Genomic DNA, 18,522 nt, shown 5'->3' on the forward strand with positions numbered 1-18,522 from the left:
GCCGTTCTGCCATTCCCACGGAGATTGTTATGACCTCTTCGCACGGTACGCACGAAAACGCGCACGACCCGCAGTCCCGGCACGCAAAGCCGCACGCCTCGCACCCACCTGCCCACCAGGCCCAGCAAGGGCATCAAGGCCACTATGGCCGCCTGTTGTTGATGATGGGCCTGTCTTTCGTGGCCATGTACGCCTTGATGTACGCCATGGTCGATCAGTGGGCCAACGTCTATAACAACGTCAACCAGTTCTACATGGCGGGCCTGATGGCCGCTCCCATGCTGCTGATCGAGCTGTGGCTCATGTCCAGCATGTACCCCGATCGTCGACGCAATCTGATTCTGGCTGCTCTGACGCTCGCGTTCATGCTGTTCTGCTGGTGGGGAATTCGCACGCAAGCAGCGGTCACTGACAAGCAGTTCATCCGTTCGATGATTCCCCACCACGCTGGCGCCATCCTGATGTGCGAGGAGAATCGCCTGAAGGACCCTGAGTTGGTGAAGCTCTGCCAAGACATCATCACCTCGCAGACACAGGAGATCGCGCAGATGAAGCAACTGTTGGCTGAGCGCTCCCGCTAGCTCACTGCCTTTTGCCAGCCGGTATCACCCCATTGAGCGTGCGCACTGACCATGCGGTGGATCAAACGCGCGGCCACACGTGCGGTGGCCTGATCCGGATCCAAGGGCGGACACAGTTCCGCCACGTCGACCACACGTACCTTGCCCGAGGCCATGACCAGATCCAGCAGGGCTTCCAGGACCTCCAGACTCACTCCGCGTGGGTTGGGGGCACTCACGCCCGGGGCCACAGCCTGCGGCAACACGTCCAGGCACAGCGTCAGGTAGATCACGTCAACCGCCTCACACCACGCACGCAGCACCTCAGCCTGTGCCAGCCAGTTCCAGGTGCACAGCACGTCATCGGTGAGGTAATGGGCGCCTTCGCGCTCGGCCGTGGCGAATAGACGCGGTGTGTTGCCGGATCGACTTACACCAATGCAGTGATACTGCAGCGGGGAGCCACTGCTGCGGGCATGCTCCAGTGCCTGCAGGAAGGGCGTGCCCGAGCTCGGACTGCCTTGCTCACGCAGATCAAAGTGTGCATCGAAGTTGAAGATCCCGATGCGAGCCTTAGACGCACCCAGGTGACCACGCAATGCAGCGTAGCTGGCATAGCCGATCTCGTGCCCACCGCCCAGACCAATCACCCAATGTCCCTGATCCAGCAGTTGCTGCGCTCGATGGGAGTAGCGGGCCTGTGCCAGTTCCAATGCCTGATCCATGCAAGTGATGTCGCCCGCATCGTAGAGCGGAACGCAGTGGAGCACGGGCAGGTTGGCCAAGGCGTGGCGAAGTGCACCGGGCCCTTGTGCAGCGCCCGGTCGGCCGGCGTTGCGACGAACCCCTTCATCGCTGGCAAAGCCCAGCATGGCAATGCCGGGCACGCCAGGACGCGGGTCCTGGGCCACGCCCTGGTGCCAGCGTTGTGTATCGGTGCTCGCCGGCAGGTCCACGCGTCCGCGCCACGCCAGATTCACGCGCGCAGATCCTGCAGCGGCCAGTCCAGGAACGGGCGCAGACCGCCACGCTCGATCAAGGCTTCCATCGCCTGCATTTCCGGGGCCAGATAGCGATCCTCATCGTAGCGGGGGACCTCGCTACGCACCTGTGCATGCACCGCTTCCAATGCCGGCGAAGACGCCAGTGGCCGCCTGAACTCGATGCCTTGGCAAGCGGCGAGCAGCTCGATGGCCACGATCCTGCGCACGTTGTCGGCCACCTCGCGCGACTTGCGCGCGGCGAAGGTCGCCATGCTGACGTGATCCTCCTGGTTGGCCGAGGTGGGCAGGGAGTCCACGCTGGCCGGGTGGGAGAGGGTCTTGTTCTCACTTGCCAGGGCGGCCGCGGTCACGTGCGCGATCATGAAGCCGGAGTTCACGCCCGGATTGGCGACCAGGAAAGCGGGTAAGCCGGAGATCGTGGCATCGATGAGCAAGGCGATGCGCCGTTCCGACAGCGCGCCAATCTCGGACACCGCCATCGTCAGCTGGTCCGCGGCAAAGGCCACCGGTTCGGCGTGGAAGTTACCACCGGAGATCACTTCGCCGGTGTCGGTGAATACCAACGGATTGTCGGAGACTGCGTTGGCTTCGGTCAGCAGCACGTGGGCGGCGTGCTGCATGACATCGCGCACCGCGCCCATGACCTGAGGCTGACACCGAAGGCTGTAAGGGTCTTGCACGCGAGTGTCGTTGCGGAGGTGCGATTGGCGAATGGCACTGCCGGCCAACAGTCGCTGGTAGTGAGCGGCCACCGCTATCTGGCCGGGCTGGCCACGCACGGCATGGATACGCGGATCGAAAGGGGCATCGGAGCCGCACGCCGCATCCACGCTCATCGCGCCCGTTAGCACGGCAGCCGCATAGACTTGTTCGGCGGCAAACAGCGCCATGAGCGCAATGCCCGTGGACACTTGGGTGCCATTGAGCAATGCCAGCCCTTCCTTGGCCGCCAGTCGGATAGGAGCGATCCCGGCGTCTTGCAGGGCCTGGCTGGCCGACAGGATCTGCCCGTTGACGCGTACTTGGCCTTCGCCCATAGCCGCCAAGGTCAGATGCGCTAAGGGGGCCAGATCACCGGATGCACCGACCGAACCCTGGGCGGGAATACAGGGCCAGATTCGGGCGTTGTAGATCGCGATCAGGGTGGTCAGCGTCTGCTCGCGCACACCCGAGTAGCCACGCGCCAGAGAAGCGATCTTGGTGGCGAAGATCAGGCGCACGCAGGCATCGTCGAGCAATGACCCCATGCCCACGGCGTGCGAGCGCACCAGATTGGTCTGCAACTGTTCCAGTTGCTCGCGTGGGATGTGGACCTTGGCCAGTTTGCCGAAGCCGGTGTTGATGCCGTAGGCCGGCTCGCCAGCGGCCACGATGGCCTGCACGGCCTGCGAAGAGGCGCGGACGTTGTCCCAGCAATCTGCGTCCAGGGCGATGGGATCAGCCCCTTGCGCGATCTGCCGCAGCTGGGCCAACGACAACTGGCCCGGTGTCAGGGTGAGCATGCGATTCACTCCAAAATGGCCGGCAGGGTCAGGCCATGCTCTCGGGCACAGGCCAGTGCTTGCTCGTAGCCCGCATCGGCGTGGCGCATCACGCCCGTGGCCGGGTCGTTCCACAGCACACGCGCCAACCGGCGGTCGGCTTGCTCGGTGCCATCGCAGACGATGACCACGCCTGAGTGTTGCGAGAAGCCCATGCCGACGCCGCCGCCATGATGCAGGCTCACCCAGGTGGCACCGCCACTGGTGGCTAGCAGCGCGTTGAGCAGCGGCCAGTCCGAGACCGCATCGGAGCCATCGCGCATGCCTTCGGTTTCACGGTTGGGGCTGGCGACCGAACCGCAGTCCAGGTGATCGCGTCCGATGACGATCGGTGCCTTGAGCTCGCCGGTGCGCACCATTTCGTTGAAGGCCAGCGCGGCCTTGTGGCGCTCGCCCAACCCAAGCCAACAGATCCGTGCAGGCAAACCTTGGAAGGCGATGCGCTCACGGGCCTGGTCCAGCCAGTGGTGAAGATGCGTGTTGTCGGGAAACAGTTCTTTGACCTTGGCATCGGTCTTGTAGATGTCTTCGGGATCCCCGCTCAAAGCCACCCATCGGAACGGGCCCATGCCGCGGCAGAACAGCGGACGGATACAGGCGGGCACGAATCCGGGGAAGGCAAAGGCATTGTCCACGCCCTGATCCAGCGCCACCTGGCGGATGTTATTGCCGTAATCGATCGTGGGCACGCCCATGGCGTGGAAATCGAGCATCGCGCGCACATGCGTGGCACACGAGGCCGCGGCAGCCTGCGCCAGCTCGCGACGTTGGCCATCGTCACCGCTGCGGGCCTGTTCCCACTGTGAGAGTGTCCATCCGGCGGGCAGGTAGCCATTGATCAGGTCGTGCGCTGAGGTCTGATCGGTCACGGCGTGAGGGCGGGGACCTCCATTGCGCGCGCGCGCGACGAACTGCGGCAGCAGTTCGGCCGCATTACCCAGCAAGCCCACCGATACCGGCGTCGGGCTGTGTTCGATGATCTGCAAGGCTTCATCGATGGAGTAGGCCTTGTGATCGACGTAGCGCGTGCGGATACGAAAATCGATCCGAGACTCCTGGCACTCGATCACGATGCTGCTGGCCCCGGCCAAGGTCGCCGCCAACGCCTGCGCGCCGCCCATGCCGCCCAACCCCGCGGTGAGGATCCATTTGTTCGTCCAGTTGCCAGCGTAGTGCTGGCGCCCCAACTCCACGAAGGTCTCGTACGTGCCCTGGACGATGCCTTGGCTGCCGATGTAGATCCAACTGCCGGCCGTCATCTGGCCGTACATCATCAAGCCCTTCTTATCGAGCTCGTTGAAGTGTTCCCAGGTCGCCCAATGGGGTACGAGGTTGGAGTTGGCGATCAACACGCGTGGCGCATCGGGGTGCGTGCGGAACACGCCGACGGGCTTGCCGGATTGAACTAGCAGTGATTCGTCATCCTCAAGCGATCGCAACGTTTCCAAGATGCGGTCAAAGCTTTTCCAGTCGCGTGCAGCACGACCGATGCCGCCGTAGACCACCAAGTCTTCCGGGCGCTCGGCGACATCGGGGTCCAGATTGTTCTGGATCATGCGGTAGGCCGCTTCGGTCAGCCAGCTCTTGCAGTGCAGCTGGGTGCCGATCGGAGCGCGCACGGTGCGCGCAGGGGAAGCGGAGCGTTCCAAGGTATCCATCAAATCCTCAGGGAGTCAGGGGGGCGCCAACCTGGAAGGTGCCCACAAAGCGGTAACGAGACGCCGGGTGAATCAACCGCACGAAGCTGGCCACCTGTCCGCGCGACCACGTACGTCGGGTCAGTACCAGCAACGGATCGCCTTCGTTGATCTTCAGTTGCGCGGCCAGACGCTTGCTTGCCGTCTCGGCTTCGATCACATGTTCGGCGCGCTCCAGCGGCGCAACGCGCATCAGGTACTGGTGCGGAATCTCGGTGTGGAAATCGATGTCCAGGTAGTCCGGCGCCACGCTGGGTTGCACGAAGCGATCCTCCAACTGCACTGGCTTGTCATCGCTGTGGTGGAGCAAGCGGCTGTGGAACAGCTCCGTGCCGGGTGTCAGGCCGAAGTTGGTCGTCACACTGGAACGCGCTTCGACCGTCTCGCAGATCAGCACCTGGACCGAGTGTGTCTGGCCGCGTGACTGAATCTCTTCGCGAATGTTGCGCACCTCGAACATCGCCGATTCGGCCTTGGGTCCGGCGACGAACGTACCGACACCTTGCACGCGGGTCAGCACGCCGGCATCGGTCAACTCGCGCAGCGCTCGATTCACTGTCATACGAGACAAGCCGAACTTGGCCGTCAGTTCGTTCTCGCTGGGGACGCGACTGCGCGCGGGCCAGTCGCCGTTGGTGATGTGACGCAGGATGAAGTGCTTGAGCTTCTGGTAGTGCGGCTTGGGTTCGTCCATGACCCAAGCATTACATGTCTATACAACCAGTCCAACCACTTTCGATGCTGTGCTGCACAAGCAGTTGACACTAAGAATTTCCTCGTGCTATTGCTGTGGTATAGACAACCTGCGGGTTCGCCACACGCTCATGCCGTCGCTTCGCGTGCTACTGCGTATGTTCCTGATCCTCGTGCTCTGCGCGGATGGGATCCTGAGCGCGCAGGCCACTACGCGGATGACCGTGCGGCACATTCCTCCGCCAGGTACAGTGAACGGCACTCACTCGGTGCATGGCGGTGCGCGTGTTAATGAACGCGCCAAAATTAGTAACGATTGCAACAAAATTCTTCCCGGTGGCAAGCAAGCCGGGCAGGGTGATCAGAACGATCATCAGTGCGACTGCAGCACCACCTCCTGCGACTGCAGCTGTGTGCTCACCTTCTTCGCCGGGCGTGTGCCGGTCATCTTTGCCGCCCAGCACGCTCTGACGAGCACCTACCTACCTACGCCTGAGTTGCCGCCGCTGCGACGACAGGTATCCCGGCTGTTCCGACCTCCCATCGGCTAATGCTGCTTGGTCGCCATTGATTGGCGACGTCTACGCACGCCCTGATGTCGCATAGGCCCCCACGTCTGGGGCACCAGGGTCATACGCATGCATTGCCCTTCGGGGGAGAGAGAACCCATGTACTTCAAGCGCAATCCTTTGGCGGTATCCGTCGGTGCCCTTCTGTGCGCCGGTTTTTCTACGGTGGCTCTGGCTCAGCAGGCTGAACAGGGCGCGACGAGCGAGTCGGCCAAGACGCTGGACACCGTCCAGGTCACCGGCAGCCACATCAAGCGACTGCAGCTCTCCGGTGTTGGTCCGGTCAGCGTGGTTGATGCCGAAGCCATCGAGCGCTCCGGCGCCACTTCGGTGGAGACGCTGCTGCAGCGCCTGCCGGCGTCGGCCGGCTTTGCCGGCAGCCAGTCCAACGCCTACTGGGCCGAGAACGGCTACGGCACTACTCAGGTCAATCTGCGCGGCCTGGGCATTAACCGCACGCTGGTTCTGCTCAATGGTCGTCGTGTGGTCAATGGTGGCACCGGTGCCAACAGCTCGGTGGACCTGAACATCATCCCGGTAGCGCTGATCGAGCGGATCGAGGTCCTCAAGGATGGTGCCTCAGCCATCTACGGTGCCGATGCCGTGGCGGGCGTGGTGAACATCATCACCAAGAAGAACTACGACGGTGCCGAGGCGGCAGTGCGTTATGGACAGACCTTCGAAAGTGATGGCGAAGAAAAGTCGTTCGATTTCGCCTGGGGCATTACGTCAGACCGCGGCTCGTTGATGGCCGGCATCAACTACTCGGAGACCGGCACGGTCAACATGGCCTCACGCGCACCGTGCGGCTTGGGTGAGGTCGACGGGCAACTAGAATGTGTGGGCAGCTCGGCCACCATCGGTGGTCGCGCATTGCTAGCCGACGGCTCGCGCGTGAACTTCAATCAGGATCCCAATGGTGACGGGGATTTCTATGAACCGTATTCGGCAGCCAAACATAACTACAACGGCAATCCCTATCTCAATGCCGTCAATCCGATCAAGCGTTTGAGCTTCAGCCTGTTCGGCGACAGCACGGTGAATGAAACCACGCGCGTGTTCACCGAGTTGATGTTCACCAACCGCCAGTCCGACCAGTTGGCCACGCCCGGCAGCTTGGGTGTCTATCGCCCGATCAACATTGCGGCCAGTCACCCGACCAATCCGACCGGACAGGACCTGCTGCTGCAGCGCCGCCGTCTGGAAGAGGCCGGTCCGCGCGAGTTCTTCCAGGAAACCAATACCTTCCGCGTGGTCGCGGGCATCGAAGGCCAACTCGGCATGAACTGGGACTGGTCGGCCGCGCTGAACTGGGGCCGCAACACCGGTGTGGATGGCTCGACCAATGTGGCCAATCTGGACCGGGTGGATGACACGCTCAACACCGCGCTGTGCAGCAACACCCCCGGTGCCGCGATTCCGTGCGGTGACTACCTCGGCTACGGCGATCTGACCCCCGAGGTCCTCAACTACATCCTTTTCAGGACGCGCGACAACGGCGGCAACGACCAGAAGAGCTTCACGGCCAACATCAGCGGCCAGCTCTTCGAGATGCCGGCCGGCTGGGTGGGCTTTGCCTCGGGCATCGAGGTCCGCAAAGAGCGTGGTTGGCGTGATCCCGATCCGCTGACGGTGCTGGGCATCGCCAACACGAACCAACAGGATCCGATCGCCGGTGAGTACACGGCCAAGGAAGCCTTCGCCGAGTTTGCCGTGCCGCTGCTGCAGGACAGCGTGATCGCCGAGAGCCTGACGCTCAATGCCGCCGTGCGCTACTCCGACTACGACCTGTTCGGGGAAGACGTGAACTACAAGGTAGGCCTGGATTGGCAGATCGTGCCGTCCTTGAAAGTGCGCGCCAACTACGCCACGGCTTTCCGCATCCCCAACATCCCCGAGTTGTTTGGCGGCGTGGCCGAAGGCAACCTGACCACGACCGATCCCTGTAGCGGCTGGAGTAGCTTGCCGGCTGATTCGGTAGTGCGTCAAAACTGCCAGTCGTACGGTGTGCCGGCAGGTTACGTGCAGCCGGGCAACACGATCCTCACCACCTCTGGCGGCAATCCTAACCTGGAGCCGGAAGATGCCAAGTCCCTGACCGTGGGTGCGGTCTGGACCCCGAGCTTCCTGCCGGGACTGACGCTGACGGTGGACTACTTCAACATCAAGATCGACAACGCGATCCAGCGTATCGATGGCTCAACCAAGCTCTCGATCTGCTACAACACCCCGGGCCTGGCGCATCCGTTCTGCGGCAATGACAACTTCACCCGCAATCCGATCACCGGTGAAGTGGACTTCCTGTCGTCCCAGCCGGTCAATGCGGCCAACGAGCGTGTTCGCGGCATCGATCTGGGAGGCCTGTATGAATTCGCAGTGGCAGGCTTCGACTCCACTCTGAGCGTGGATGTGTCCTATCTGGATCAGTACGACGTGCGTCCGTTCCCAGGGGCGGATGTGATCGAGTACGCCGGCAAGATCACCGGCGGCCGTGGCAGCTTTACCCACTGGCGCGCATTGACTTCGCTGACGATGGAGCGCGAAGCGTGGTCCGGCTCCTACAGCCTGCAGTACATTGGCAAGGCCGATGACATCAATGCCAGCCCCGGCGACATTGGCGATCACGCCCCCAGCGTGACTTACCACAATGTCCAGCTCAAGTACGCACCGGGCAAGACCTTCGATGTGTCCTTCGGCATCGACAACCTGTACGACAAGAAAGCGCCGTTCATCCAGAGCTACGCCGACGCCAATACCGACACGATGACATATGACCTGCTGGGTCGTCGTTGGTACGCCCGCGTGGGTTACCACTGGTAAGACCTGCTTGGCCTGCTCCCGTCCTGGTGACGGGAGCAGGCGTTGTCCTCTTGTCGAACGAGATCACTATGAAATCGGCTTTCTGGGCACGCAAGGCCCACAAATGGATTGGCCTGATCATCGGCGTGCAAGCGCTGCTGTGGATGATCAGTGGCGTGTACATGACGGTCATCTCCCTGGATATCATCCATGGCGATCACTTGGCCCATGCCCATCAGCAGCCGCTGGTGGCACCCACCCACTTGTCCGGTGAGGAACTGCAGCGGCGCTACCCGGGCATGACGCAGGTCAAGCTCAAGCGATTGCTTGAGCGGGATGTCTACGAGATCCATGCCCGCGATCAGGTGTACTTGCTGGACGCCACAACAGGTGAGGTGCTCTCCCCGGGCGATCAGCAGATGGCGATCGCCTTGGCGAAAGATGTCTATCAGGGCCAGGCACCCGTAGCTCGGGTCGAGTGGGTCACCCAGGCACCGCAAGAAGTGGCCACCCGCCCGGTTCCCATGTGGGCGGTGCACTACGCCGATGCCGGTGAAACCACCCTGTATTTCTCGCCCTACAGCGGCGAGTTGCTGGCGCGGCGGCACAGCCTGTGGCGCTGGTTCGATTTCCTGTGGATGTTCCACATCATGGATTACGAAGCCCGTTCGGACGTCAACAACACCTTGTTGCGCGTGGCCTCGGCGGTTGGCTTGGTGTTCGTGCTCAGTGGCGCATGGTTGCTGTTCTACAGCTTTCGCAGGAGGGCCGCAGCATGACGCCCTGGATGAGAACGCTGCACAAATGGGTCGGCTTGATCATCGGCCTGCAGTTGCTGCTTTGGATGGCCAGTGGCGTGATGATGAGCTGGCTGGATCACGATCAGGTGCAAGGCCATGCGTTCCAGGCCCACGAGCATGCGGCCCATGAGTGGCCTACCAATGCCCGCTCGCCGGCCAGCTTCCTGGCTAGAAACAAGAAGATCAGTCGCGTCAGTTCGGGCTGGTTGCTGGATACCCCGGTCTATCAGTTGGCCGATACCCAGGGCATTACCTTGGCCAACGCCGTGTCCGGCCAACCCATTGCCTTGGACGCGGCCTGGGCCACACGGCTGGCGCAAGCCTCCTATACCGGCCCTGGCACGTTGAAAGCGCCGCGCCTGTTGGAGAGGAGTGGTGAGGTACGCGATCACGAAGGCCGACTGTGGCGCGTGGATACCGACGATGGCGAGGACACCACGGTGTACCTGTCTGCCCAGACGGGCGAGGTGCTTTACCACCGCAACAAGACTTGGCGCCTGTTCGATGTGTTCTGGATGCTGCACATCATGGATTACACCGGGCGCAAGAACTTCAACAATCCGCTGGTGATCACCGCCGCAATCGGCGGTCTGTGGTTGGCGCTGACCGGCATCTGGCTGCTGTTTGCCAGCTTCCATTGGAGCGAGTTCGTGCCGCGCCGCTGGCGTCCGGCCCGCGAGTTGTCGGTATTCGGTCCGGATGGGACAAGGCTGCGTACCGTCCGGGCGTCGGCAGGCGACAACGTCTACGTCTCGCTGGCACGCGAAGGCGTGCAATTGCCGTCCAACTGCGGAGGAGGGCAGAGCTGCGGCCTGTGCGAAGTGCGCTTCCGCGGCGCGGCGCCCAAAGCCACCGCGGCCGATCGCGCCCACCTGGGGGCCAGCAAGGTCAAGATGGGCTATCGCCTGGCCTGCAACCTGGCTGTGACGGAAGACACCGATGTCGAGGTGGCTGGCGGGGCCAGCCTGTGGACCGAGTATGGCGCCACCGTGGAGCAGGTAAATGCGGTGACGCCTTTCCTGCGCGAGATCGTGCTCAAGCCCGATGAGGACCCCGGGCCGGAATATCAACCTGGCGCTTACTTGCAGGTGCATGTGCCCAACTACGAGGTACCGGTCCACAAGCTGGTGAGGCCCGAGCACCACCATCAGGAGTGGGCGGGCGTGGACCTGCCCGAGAAGTTGGTCAACCGCGAACCGGTCCGTCGGGCGTACTCGCTCGCCTTGCCTGTCGATCAGGCACAGGGGCGACTGACCTTGCTGGCCCGCTTCAGTCCCGGACGATCGGACAAGAAGCGCCATCCTCCTGGCAGGGGCTCAACCTACCTCTACACGCTCTCGCCCGGGGACCGGGTCTGCTTCAGCGGCCCCTTCGGCGACTTTGCGCTCAAGCCCCATGGACGGGAGAAAGTGTTCATCGGCGGCGGCGCTGGCATGGCCCCGCTGCGCGCGATGATTCGGACGCTGTTGGCGGGGCAGGGCGGTGAACGAATCCACTTCTGGTATGGCGCCCGAAGTCTCAAAGAAGCGCCCTACATCGAGGAGATGGAGCGCCTGGCCCAGCAACACGAGAACTTTAGCTGGCATCTGGTACTGTCGGATGAAGCGCAGAACAACGATGCGCTATTGCGGGGCTTGGTGCATGAGGTAGCGCATGACCGCCTGCTCAAGGCCCATCAGGCCTTGGCCGATTGCGAGTTCTACCTGTGCGGACCGCCGGCCATGCTTAAGGCCACACGCGAGTTGCTGACTCGGCTGGGTGTACCCGACAGCCAGGTGGCTTTCGATGACTTCAAGATCTGAAGCAGCCCCGCCGGCCGAACGTACCGGCGGGCCGCGTGTACCGGACTTTTCCCTCTCACTCGTCCCAGCTTTGAGATTTCCCCGCACGCCGGGCACTGATAAGCACGTAGGCGGTACTCTCCCCCTTTGACGCCAGTCATGCCTTCTTCCATGACTGGCGTCTTTTTGTGGGGACGGACCTCAAGTGCTCAGTCTGCCGCTCATTGGTTGCCCCGGCCCGCGCGCAATCCACGTCGCCGCACCAGATAGAACGCTGCGGGAATAACCACCATGGAAAGCACCGGTGCGGTGAGCATGCCACCCAGCATCGGCGCGGCGATACGTTGCATGACTTCCGAGCCGGCACCGGCACCGATGAACAGCGGAAACAAGCCGGCCAGGATGACGGCCACCGTCATCGCCTTGGGGCGTACCCGCTGCACGGCACCTTCATAGATAGCCTCTTGCAGGGTAGACACATCTTCCGGCGCACCGCTGGCCAAGCGCTGCTCCCAGGCATGACGCAGGTACAGCAGCATGATGACGCCGAACTCAGCCGCAACGCCGCCCAGGGCGATGAATCCGATCATGCTGGCCACCGAAATCGCATGGCCCAGCCCCCAGATCAACCAGAAACCGCCCACCAACGCCAAGGGCAAGCTGAGCAGGATGATGGATACATCGCTAAGCCGGCGAAACACCATCCAGATGACCAGGAAGATGATCGCCAACGCCGCGGGCACCACCCATTGCAGGCGTGCCAATGCCCGTTGCAGATACTCGTACTGCCCCGACCACGCCACACCATAGCCGGCAGGCAAACTCACCTGGGTCTGCACCGCGGCTTGCAGGTCCTGGACCACCGATCCCAAGTCGCGATCGGCCACATCCACGTAGATGTAGCCCACCAACCGGCCGTTATCGCTCTTGAGCATCGGCGGGCCTGGGCTGATTGACAGCTCCGCCACCTGGCTCAAGGTCAGTTGCACACCGCCTGGCGCGATCAGCGGCAGATCCTGCAAGGCCTGCAACGAGTCACGCTGGTCACGGGGGTAGCGCAAGACGATGGGATAGCGTTCGCGCCCCTCGATCGTTTCCCCGATCGGATCACCGCCAACGACCGTGGCAATCAGTTGCTGGAGTTGGCCTTGAGTGAATCCGTAACGTGCAGCGATTTCCGGGCGCACCTGTACATCGACATAGCGCCCACCCGTGACGCGTTCGGCCAGTGCCGAACTCACGCCGGGCACAGTCTTGGCCACCTGCTCGATCTGCTGGCTCAGGCGCTCGATCTGCTCCACATCCGGTCCGGAAACTTTGATCCCAATCGGGCTTTTGATGCCGGTGGCCAACATGTCGATGCGATTGCGAATGGGCGGGACCCATAGGTTGGTCAGACCGGGAATCTTGACCGCTGCGTCCAACTCCTGGCGTAGCTTCTGAGGGGTCATGCCCGGGCGCCATTGATCCCGCGGCTTGAAGGTCACGGTGGTCTCAAACATTTCGATAGGCGCCGGATCGGTCGCACTCTCGGCACGGCCGGCCTTGCCGAACACGTGTTCGACCTCCGGTACAGTCTTGATCATCCGGCCCGAGAGCTGAAGCAACTGGCGCGCCTTGTCAGCGGACAGGCCTGGCAGGGCCGTGGGCATGTACAACAGGCTGCCTTCTTCCAAGGGCGGCATGAACTCACTGCCCAGCCGGCTGAAGGGGATCAACGTGAGCACCAGCAGCAGGCCGCTGAGCAGTAAGGTGACACCTGGATGTTTGAGGACCCACAGCAGGATGGGCCGGTATCCGGCGATCAGGATGCGATTGATGGGGTTCTGCTGTTCCGGGCGGATGCGGCCGCGGATCAGGTAGCCCATCAGAACGGGGATCAAGGTCACCGACAACCCTGCTGCGGCCGCCATCGCATAGGTCTTGGTGTAGGCCAGGGGCGAGAACAATCGCCCTTCCTGCGCCTGCAGGGCAAAGACCGGCACGAAGGACAGGGTGATGACCAACAAGCTGGCGAACAGGGCCGGCCCAACCTCGGCCGCCGAGCGGGCCATCAACTGCCAGCGCTCCTCACCCTGAGGTTCCCGGCCGTGCGCCTCCCGCCAGTGCTCCAGGTGCTTGTGTGCATTTTCGATCATCACCACCGCTGCATCGACCATCGCACCAATGGCGATGGCGATGCCGCCTAATGACAGCAAGTTTGCGGAGATCCCTTGGGCGTGCATCACGATGAAGGCCGCCAGGATACCCAAGGGCAGGGTGATGACGGCCACCAACGCCGAGCGTAGGTGCCACAGGAACAGCAGGCATACCAGCGCTACGACCAGGAACTCTTCGCCAAGCTTGTGGGTGAGGTTGCGTACCGCATCCTGGATCAGCTCGGAGCGGTCGTACACCGGTACCACTTCCACGCCCTCGGGCAAGCTGGATTGCAACGCCTGTAGTCGCGCTTTGACGTTCCGGATGGCCCCCAAGGCATCCTTGCCGGTGCGCAGGACGATCACGCCGCCGGCCACCTCACCTTGACCATCCAACTCTGCGATACCACGACGGAAGACCGGCCCCCGACTGATCGTGGCCACCTCACCGAGCAAGACGGGGATGCCGTCGTTTCCGGTTACTGGCACCTGTTCGAACGCCTCCTGTGTGCGCAGGTAGCCTTCGCTGCGCACCATCAGTTCGGCTTCGCCTTGTTCGATCACCGAGCCCCCGGTAGCGCCGTTGGCCGCATCCACCGCCTCGATGAGCTCGGCCACCGTCAGTCCACGGGCCGCCAACGCCTGCGGATCGGGCTGGATCTGCCAGGCGCGCACCGCACCGCCCACACTGGCTACTTCAGCCACGTCCGGCACGGTTTTTAGCTCATAACGAAGAAACCAGTCCTGCAACGCACGCAGCTGCCCCACATCACGTTGACCGGTCCGATCCACCAAGGCGTACTGGTAGATCCAGCCCAGTCCTGTCGCATCAGGACCCAGCGCCGGATTCACATTCGGCGGAAGTCGATCGCGTACCTGACTCAAGTACTCGAGCACTCGAGAGCGCGCCCAGTAAAGATCAGTGGCATCGTCAAACAGGATGTAGACGAACGAATCACCGAAGAAGGAGAAGCCGCGTACCGCCTTCACGCCCGGGACGGACAACATCGTGGTGGCCAACGGGTAGGTCACTTGGTCTTCGATGATGCGCGGGGTTTGCCCCGCCCATTGCGTGCGGATGATGACCTGGGTATCCGACAGGTCCGGCAGCGCATCCAGCGGCGTGTTCTTTACCGACCAGATACCGACCACCGCCAGCAGCGCGGCGGCAACCAGCACCAGCACGCGATTGGCGATGCAAGCATGGATCAGGCGCGCGATCATGGTGTGCTCTCCATCGCTTCGGACATGACGTCGCTTGCCTGGCAATCAGCGGCTGCGGCGGGGCCGAACTTAGGTACCAACTGCATATCCATCAACGGTGACTTGCCCGGCTTGTCGAAATGCTTCTCCGGCACCATCGGGTCATACCAGTACTGCACCGGGCAGCGCGCCGGCGTAGAGGTGGAGGTCCCTGGCGCGACAGGCGCAGGCTGTCTGGACGGTGACGGCACGACAGTGCGAGGGTCGTGCCCGGCGTCATGGCGCTCGTGCACACCTGATGCGCTTGTCGGTTGTGCAGCGCCTAGGCGCTCCAACGCACCGGAGAGACTGGCTTCAGAGTCGAGCAGGAACTGACCCGAGACGACCACGCGTTCACCACCGGCCAGGCCTGCCACGATCTGCGTGCGCCCTTGCACGCTACGTCCGACACTCACCCGCACCGGCCGGAAGCTCCCGTCCGGATCCTGCACGATGACCCGGCTGTCCCGCCCGGTGGCGATCAGCGCCTCCGTGGGAACGACTGGCAGGGCCTGCTCGGCATCGGGCTGCACCAGAACCTCGGCGAACATGCCCGGCACCAGCCGACGCTGCGGGTTGCGCAGCACAATTCGCGCCCGCTGCGTACGACTAGCCATGTCGACCTGGGGAAGCAACGCCTGGATCTGTCCGACAAAGCGCTCTGCCGGCCAGGCACTGACCGTGGCCTGCACTGAGGTCCCCGGCCGCAAGGTGCCCAGCGCTGCCTGGGGCACCGAGGCCTCCAGCCACAGCGTGTCCAGCCCATTGATCTTGAACAGTGGCGTACCGGGCATCACCGTCTGCCCTTCGCGTGCCAGTATCTCGGTCACGACACCACTGTGGTCTGCGCCAAGCACGACGCCACTTCTGGCCGAGGCGCCAGAAGGAACACCCAACGAACGCAACCGTTGTTGCGCCGCACCCTGTAGCTCACGCGCGCCCGCGGACTGAGCTTGGCTCAGGGCATGTGCTTCGGCGATGGCAGCGTTCCATGCCGGGGCCTGCACGGTGGCTAGCGCTTGACCACGACGAACCTCGGTAAACGGCGCCTTTACCTGCACGTGGGTGATCAAGCCTTCCATGCGCGCACTGACCACGGTTTCCTGGGTCAGATCCCACGTCAGTGTGCCCGGCACGCGTACGGCAGTCCCTAGTGACTCTACCGTCACTTCCTGAGTGCGTATGCCCACGTTCTGCTGCAGGCGCGGATCGATCTGCGTTCCGCCCGCCATGGCCTCATCTGCGTATTTGGGCAGCAACTCCATATCCATGAACGGAGATTTGCCCGGCTTGTCGAATCGCTGCTCCGGCGCCATGGGGTCGTACCAGTACAGCACCTTCCGTGCTTGATCTGCGCCGCTCGTGCCGGTGGGCGGGGTGGTATCAGAGGTTCGAGTCATCCAGGCGTAGCCGCCGGCAAAGCCGAGCGCCAGCAACCCGAGGGCCACGGCGAGCTGTGTGAGACGCGTTTTGGTCGGGCTCATGGCGTGTTCTCCTCATGGGGCAGCAGATAGGCCAGTGCCGCCCAGGCACGGCCCTGTTCGCCCAGCACACGGGCGTTCTCCAGTTGCAATTCGATCTCATCGCGCCGCGCTTCCAGCCACGGCTGCAGGTCGGCACCGGCGCCGTAGGCGGCCAACGCCGTGCGTGCGCGATCGCGCGCCAAAGGCAGGCTCTGCGTGTTCTGACGCTCCAACTGGCCGGTTAACCCGCGCCATCGCGCTATCGCGCGTTGCACCGACTCGGCTTGGATGCGCCGGGCCTCATCGCGCTCTGCGGACACCGCCTCCAGCTCGGCCCGCCGTGCCGCGATGCCTCGTGCTTGGCGGTTCTTCTGGAACAGCGGTAGGCCCACACCCACTTCCACCATGAGCATGTCGCTGCGCGCCATGCCGTCGGGTGCGCGCTCGCGACGTCCGTAGGTGAGCTCCACACTCCAATCCGGGCGGGTCTGGGCAACCGCCGCATCCACCTGGGCCTGGGCAACGTCCTGACGCGCCTCCCAGCCCAGTAGGGGCGCGTGTTGGTCCAGCTTGGCCAGCAATTGGGTGGGCTCAAGTGGCAACCGCGAGAAATCCGGGGCCGGACCGCTGGCCCGTACCGTTTCAGGTGAGATACCCAACCATCGCGCCAGACCGGCCCGTGCCGCGGCGCGCTCCGCACGTATCTGTTCGAGGCGATCATCCAACTGCAGTAGCGCGGCCTGGGCGGCAAGCACGTCGCTGGCCCCGGCCGTGCCGCCTGCCAGCCGCGCACGCGCCGCACGCTCGGCGATGCGCGCCGGCTCGCGCAAACCCTCCAACGCATCTACGGCTTGCTGGGTACTCCACAGCTCGATCCAGGCCTGCGCAGCTGCCTGGGTCACCATCTGCTGTTCGGCCAACGACAGTGAGCGCGCTTGCGTCACCGTCGCTTGCGCCAGCGCTTGCTCAGCACGTCGTTTCGCACGCGCAGGAAACTCCTGCATCAGCCCGACTTGCTGGGTGGTCATCTCATCGGCCCGCATGCTGAAGGCATCGGGTCCGCTGACGGGCCAGTTCGCCAGCCCCACGCTCAAACGTGGGTCGGGCAGCGCGCCGGCACGCGCAGCTTCTTCGGTACTGGCATCGATCTGGGATCGGCGCACCTGCAGGGTAGGGGCGTTAGCAAGCGCCCGTTGTAGGGCTTCGGTGTAACTGATCGGGATAGCTGGCGGTGCTGCCACCACAGGACCACTGAGCGCCAGGGCAAACACGAACACACACGCGATCCTGCGATTTGCACGCAAGAAGAAAGACATCTCCATAAGACCTCCGGACAAACGACAACGAGCGCGCTGCAACGCATGCAGCACGAGCACGGGTCAATCCAGGAGGGGGCTCAAATTAGCAGGCTACAGAAGCGCTGCAGGGGAGGCGGATCGGACACGCACACCGGAACATCCCGATAGAACTGCGCGTGTACCGGGGGCAACAGAGCCTGCACCAGCGCGAAGGCGGCCAGCGCCGGCTGGTAAGGCACTTGAGGGGCCTTCGCATCGGCCGTGGCGACGTGATCGCGTTGGCAATGCTGGTCGCACAACGCCGGAGCATCGGGATCCGGCGCAGGCATCTCTTCGCAACCGACCATCACGGTCGCCTGTCCGGCTTCCACCGATTCCAGCGGACAGGCGTAGGCCACCAGCGCCAGCTGCTGCAAGAGCAGCGCCCACAGTCCCAGCCATGCCAGCCGGGCACGAGGACGAGGTCGCCGCCATCGCCTGAGCAGCTTCACCATGACAGCTCCCGCACGCCCGAAGCAGCACCTGCGGACGCTGGGCGGATCAGGGCAGGGGACGTGCGAGCTCTCATAATTGCCAGTCTAGCCCTCTTGGGGCCGACTGGCATTGATCAGGATCAAGCCCTCGCGTGGCCTCAGCGGTGGCATCCGCCGCAGCAGGAGGATGCGGTCGGGGCCGCAGGCGTGTCGGCCTCGGAAGGGAGCACGGCGGCGATGACATAGCCTTGCCGCTGGATAGCCTCCACCGCCTGTTCTACGGCAAGCTGACCCACGATCTTGACCACGCCGCTGCTCAGATCGACGTCCACCAGGGCGTGGGGGTCAACGGCCTGAATGGCTTGGGTGACCGTCCGGACACAGTGGCCACAGGTCATACCTTCAACAACGAGATTCATGGACAACCCTCCAAAAAGCATCGGCGGTTTGCCGACAGCGTCACG

14 protein-coding genes are annotated in these 18,522 nt (G+C 63.4%); 5 read left to right on the forward strand and 9 right to left on the reverse strand.

The features are described from left to right. Positions 1-29: 29 nt before the first annotated feature. Complete coding sequence (locus Q0907_RS17735) at positions 30-581, forward strand: DUF305 domain-containing protein (protein ID WP_056878747.1); 552 nt, start codon at positions 30-32, stop codon at positions 579-581. On the opposite strand, the gene hutG is transcribed toward Q0907_RS17735, so the two are convergent. Genes hutG through hutC form a run of 4 tightly spaced genes read right to left on the reverse strand, consistent with a single transcriptional unit; the run spans position 578 to position 5,496 of the window. After that, positions 578-1,540: a formimidoylglutamase gene (gene hutG / locus Q0907_RS17740; protein WP_299347217.1), complete on the reverse strand. Its 963-nt coding sequence runs from the start codon at positions 1,538-1,540 to the stop codon at positions 578-580. The genes Q0907_RS17735 and hutG overlap by 4 nt on opposite strands. After that, complete coding sequence (gene hutH, locus Q0907_RS17745; RefSeq protein WP_221893556.1) at positions 1,537-3,075, reverse strand: histidine ammonia-lyase; 1,539 nt, start codon at positions 3,073-3,075, stop codon at positions 1,537-1,539. The genes hutG and hutH overlap by 4 nt, the downstream gene beginning before the upstream one ends. Beyond that, entirely contained in the window at positions 3,072-4,754 is a 1,683-nt protein-coding gene (gene hutU / locus Q0907_RS17750) for a urocanate hydratase (RefSeq protein ID WP_221893589.1), read from the reverse strand. The genes hutH and hutU overlap by 4 nt, the downstream gene beginning before the upstream one ends. A 16-nt stretch (positions 4,755-4,770) precedes the next feature. Then, complete coding sequence (gene hutC / locus Q0907_RS17755; RefSeq protein ID WP_046932594.1) at positions 4,771-5,496, reverse strand: histidine utilization repressor; 726 nt, start codon at positions 5,494-5,496, stop codon at positions 4,771-4,773. Between hutC and Q0907_RS17760 the strand changes: the two genes are divergently transcribed. The 4 genes from Q0907_RS17760 (at position 5,495) to Q0907_RS17775 (ending at position 11,465) form a co-directional block, all read left to right on the forward strand. After that, entirely contained in the window at positions 5,495-6,046 is a 552-nt protein-coding gene (locus Q0907_RS17760; protein ID WP_299347221.1) for a CopL family metal-binding regulatory protein, read from the forward strand. The two genes, hutC and Q0907_RS17760, sit on opposite strands and share 2 nt — an antisense overlap. Before the next feature lie 117 nt (positions 6,047-6,163). Continuing rightward, a complete protein-coding gene (locus tag Q0907_RS17765) occupies positions 6,164-8,884 on the forward strand; it encodes a TonB-dependent receptor (protein ID WP_299347223.1) in 2,721 nt (906 codons plus the stop codon). Positions 8,885-8,934: 50 nt separating this feature from the next. After that, positions 8,935-9,642 (forward strand): PepSY domain-containing protein, encoded by a 708-nt coding sequence (locus Q0907_RS17770; RefSeq protein WP_213605120.1) that lies wholly within the window; start codon positions 8,935-8,937, stop codon positions 9,640-9,642. Then, positions 9,639-11,465 (forward strand): PepSY domain-containing protein, encoded by a 1,827-nt coding sequence (locus Q0907_RS17775; protein ID WP_299347227.1) that lies wholly within the window; start codon positions 9,639-9,641, stop codon positions 11,463-11,465. The genes Q0907_RS17770 and Q0907_RS17775 overlap by 4 nt, the downstream gene beginning before the upstream one ends. Positions 11,466-11,665: 200 nt before the next feature. Here the strand turns inward: Q0907_RS17775 and Q0907_RS17780 are convergent, their stop codons facing one another. The 5 genes from Q0907_RS17780 to Q0907_RS17800 all read right to left on the reverse strand — a co-directional run bounded on the left by Q0907_RS17780 (position 11,666) and on the right by Q0907_RS17800 (position 18,477). Then, positions 11,666-14,806: a CusA/CzcA family heavy metal efflux RND transporter gene (locus tag Q0907_RS17780; protein WP_185896198.1), complete on the reverse strand. Its 3,141-nt coding sequence runs from the start codon at positions 14,804-14,806 to the stop codon at positions 11,666-11,668. Next, positions 14,803-16,308: an efflux RND transporter periplasmic adaptor subunit gene (locus Q0907_RS17785; protein ID WP_299347228.1), complete on the reverse strand. Its 1,506-nt coding sequence runs from the start codon at positions 16,306-16,308 to the stop codon at positions 14,803-14,805. Before Q0907_RS17785 ends, Q0907_RS17780 begins: the two co-directional genes overlap by 4 nt. Further along, complete coding sequence (locus Q0907_RS17790; RefSeq protein WP_299347230.1) at positions 16,305-17,609, reverse strand: TolC family protein; 1,305 nt, start codon at positions 17,607-17,609, stop codon at positions 16,305-16,307. The genes Q0907_RS17785 and Q0907_RS17790 overlap by 4 nt, the downstream gene beginning before the upstream one ends. A gap of 74 nt (positions 17,610-17,683) precedes the next feature. Beyond that, positions 17,684-18,079 carry a hypothetical protein gene (locus Q0907_RS17795; protein WP_185896201.1) on the reverse strand — a complete coding sequence of 132 codons (396 nt, stop codon included), beginning with the start codon at positions 18,077-18,079 and terminating at the stop codon, positions 17,684-17,686. A 137-nt stretch (positions 18,080-18,216) separates the two neighbouring features. Then, the gene (locus tag Q0907_RS17800; protein WP_185896202.1) at positions 18,217-18,477 is read right to left on the reverse strand and encodes a heavy-metal-associated domain-containing protein; all 261 of its coding nucleotides are present in this window, start codon (positions 18,475-18,477) and stop codon (positions 18,217-18,219) included. Positions 18,478-18,522 lie beyond the last annotated feature (45 nt).

The sequence above is a fragment of the uncultured Pseudoxanthomonas sp. genome, assembly GCF_947498795.1.
Lineage (GTDB): Bacteria > Pseudomonadota > Gammaproteobacteria > Xanthomonadales > Xanthomonadaceae > Pseudoxanthomonas_A.